Consider the following 3,328-nt stretch of genomic DNA (forward strand, 5'->3'; position numbering starts at 1 on the left):
ACTTAGTAATCGTTAAAGTATTTCCAGAAACAGCGGTAGCATAAACTTTTAAAGGTTGAGTAGCGGGACCTGTAATAACATTTCCTTGTGCATCAAACTTAGATCCATGACAGGAACAATTATAGGTTGAATTGGCAAAACTCCAATTCGTATCACATCCAGAATGGGTACAAACAGAGGTAAGTGCTATGAATTCACTTCCAACCTTAGAAACCAACGTTTTACCCGCGGTAATCAATAACCAACCTCCATCTGTATTTAAGTCCTTTTGAATGGTAAGGTCTATCGTGATGGTATTTCCAGATACCGCAATTCCTGTACCTCCTCCAGATCCCGGATTCATAGGAGTGCCACCGTTGTTTGTGGGTTGCATATCATCAGAATTCGTACATGACGTAAAAAAACCTATCCCAAACATGGTCAGGGCTACAGACAAACCTGATTTCTCAATAAATTCCCGTCTTGATTTGGTGAGTTTGCCCGATTGATTAGTAGGTAATTGATCCATAGCCTTCATATTATGTTTATTTGTAAACACATACGAGACCAAGTTGTTATTTGGATTGAAGTAAATTAAAAAAAATGAACAACCTCCTTGATATAAAAATATTTAATAAACCTTTTTACCAGTTCAAATTACTTAGAGGATTTACTGAATTTGAAACTGAAAAAATTCTTAAAAATGCTTTCGGTTTAGAATTTCAGAAAGAACAATGGCGTCTTTTATAGACTGAGGATTTTTTAACAATTCTGCATAACGATTTCCATTCTCTACTTTTTTTTCATAAGCCTTTAAACCAATATCTGTAAATTCTAATTGAGAAATAGGAACCGCTTTTTCACCTGCAGTTTTTGCTTTTTCATAAGCTCCATCGTAATAAGAAATCTCATCATCTGCTGTTTCTTCATACCATTTCTTTTTAACTGGCTCTGGCTTGATTTCTTCTACCTGTCTTTGCTGAACCCTTGGTTTTGGAGCTGGTTGTGGGCGATTTGGGTTTTGCGCTTCCCGGATTTCTCGCATCAAATCTTCAAAAGTCGTGGGTCTAGAAGGTTCATTCAATTCCCTTTCCGGACCTTCATTGTCCCCAGATTTCTTTTTCTTACTTAATTGGTAAATAAAGTAGCCTATGACTGCAACGATGTAGATGATGTTTCCTAAATCCATGAATGGAAGTTAAGGGATTTTTTTGAAAAGTAGGAGGAATTGAAATGGTTGTTGATTGTTTAGAGATTAGGAGGTTGTGGGTTGCGAGTTTTATGTTGTCATAGTTGTATTTGTTGAAAAGAGGAAATTTGCAGATTAGAAGTCTGAGTTATTCTTTTATTTCTATTTAGGATTAGTTAATTCTTAGAAGGTTTGTTTATTGGAGGTCTCCCTTAAACTATCCGGTTTTTGAGCTGCATGGAAATCCGTTAAGAAAATCAATTAGCCCCGAACTTGCTTCGGGGATCCATTGATTTTTAGGATTTACAAAAGCGAAAAAATCAAATCGTAACGGATTGAGATTTCACTCAAATATGTGGCCGATTTGAAGGAGAGTTTAGGGAAAAAACTTTTGGTTACTTTTGGTTTCAAAAGTAACATTTAAGTTAACTCTAAAGCTATATAAACTTATCTGCGATTATCTTTTATCCATATTTCATGTCCTTTTGTCTTGATACAAAAGGACCAAAAAATCAAGACACAGCAAAGCTTCAACCGCACTTGCCTTACGCACACCCCGCTGCTGTGTCCCCCTCCCGCTCCACCAAAAAACAATTCTTCTCAAATTAGAATTCAATTAAATTAGGAACTCTTCAATTTTAATGATCATAGATCATCCAAATCCTTGGACAATCTGCCAAATGATCTTATTTTGTTTCTTTATTTCAGATGAACAAATAAGGATGCTGCTCAGTAAGCTGGAGATCAAGGGATTTAAGAGTTTTGGTGATAAAATGGTGATTCATTTCGATAAAGGAATCACAGGTGTTGTAGGGCCGAACGGTTGCGGGAAATCCAATGTGGTAGACGCCATCCGCTGGGTGCTGGGAGAACAAAAAACCCGGATGCTCCGCTCGGACAAGATGGAAAATGTCATTTTCAATGGCACCAAAAACCGGAAGCCTTCCAATTTAGCTGAAGTCTCTCTCACTTTCGAAAACACCAAAAACCTCCTTCCAACTGAATACACGCACGTAACCATCACCCGTCGTTACTACCGCTCCGGAGATAGTGAATATCAAATCAATGGCGTCACTTGCCGATTGAAAGACATCACCAATCTTTTTATGGATACGGGGATCAATTCCAACTCTTACGCCATCATCGAACTAAAGATGATCGATGAGCTGCTGAATGACAAGAACAACTCAAGAAGAGATCTTTTCGAAGAGGCAGCAGGAATCTCCAAATTCAAAAACCGAAAGAAAGAAACTCTACGAAAACTGGAGGATACAGATGGAGATCTGGACCGGGTGGAAGATTTGCTTTATGAAATAGAAAAGAACTTAAAGAGTCTCGAAAAGCAAGCCAAGCAAGCAGCGAAGTACTTCGAAATCAAGAAAGAATATAAAGTTGCCAGCATCAACCTGGCCAAGAAAAGCATAGAGAAATACACTTCTGCCCTTCTGGCGACCAATCAGCAGATCCAGCAGGAAAGTGATAGAAAGCTACAAATCCAAACGCAGATGGCGGATCAGGAAGCTTTGCTCAACCAGCTCAAAGCAGATCTGATAAGTAAAGAAAAACTCCTGGCTTCCCGCCAAAAGACACTTAACGATCACGTTAACAAGATTCGAACCTTCGAGTCGGAAAAGAAAATCAAGAATGAGCGTTTACGGTTTTTGGAAGATCGTTCCCAAAAACTCCGAGAGCAGATTGACGCAGATCGTAAGTCCAACGAGCGGGCAGGGTTTTCTATTCGCTCCCTAAAGCATGAGCAGGAATCCGCAGCCAAAATGCTGGCAGAAAAGGAGCTTATTGTCGATGAACTTCGTGATGCCTACGAAAGCCAAAAAAAGATCCACTCAGAGCATCAGCTCAAGCAGAAGACTTTAACCGCTTCCTTCGAGCAACTGAAGGAAAAGGTATACCAACTCGGAAAAGAACAGGAAATCAAACAAATCCAGCTTTCTACACTAAAGCAGGAACTGGAACGAACTTCCTCCGATGATTCCTCTCAGGAGGCTTCTTTGGTAGATTTTGAGGAAAAGCTGATCGAACTGAAATCTGAACTTGATACAGCGACCCAAGCTTTCGAAGTCATGAAAGCCAAGCAGGAGGATCTGGATCAAAAGATCGAAGATACCAATCGCGTGATTGAAATGATCCGTGAAGAATTGA

Annotated in this window: 3 protein-coding genes; 1 reads left to right on the top strand and 2 read right to left on the bottom strand. The window is 39.4% G+C overall.

Annotated features, from left to right (window positions below; genetic code table 11):
- Together Q0L68_RS18450 and Q0L68_RS18455 are read right to left on the bottom strand one after the other, a co-directional pair.
- Window positions 1-508 (bottom strand): ubiquinol-cytochrome c reductase iron-sulfur subunit (locus tag Q0L68_RS18450; protein ID WP_296705725.1); only part of this gene is annotated, 508 nt, incomplete at its 3' end.
- A 168-nt stretch (window positions 509-676) separates the two neighbouring features.
- Complete coding sequence (locus tag Q0L68_RS18455; RefSeq protein WP_296705726.1) at window positions 677-1,168, bottom strand: hypothetical protein; 492 nt, start codon at window positions 1,166-1,168, stop codon at window positions 677-679.
- A 722-nt stretch (window positions 1,169-1,890) separates the two neighbouring features.
- Here Q0L68_RS18455 and Q0L68_RS18460 point away from each other — a divergent pair.
- Window positions 1,891-3,328, top strand: a 1,438-nt coding sequence (locus tag Q0L68_RS18460) for an AAA family ATPase (RefSeq protein WP_296705727.1), incomplete at its 3' end; no start/stop codon positions are given.

This window comes from Algoriphagus sp., from assembly GCF_024642405.1.
In the GTDB taxonomy this organism is placed as follows: domain Bacteria; phylum Bacteroidota; class Bacteroidia; order Cytophagales; family Cyclobacteriaceae; genus Algoriphagus.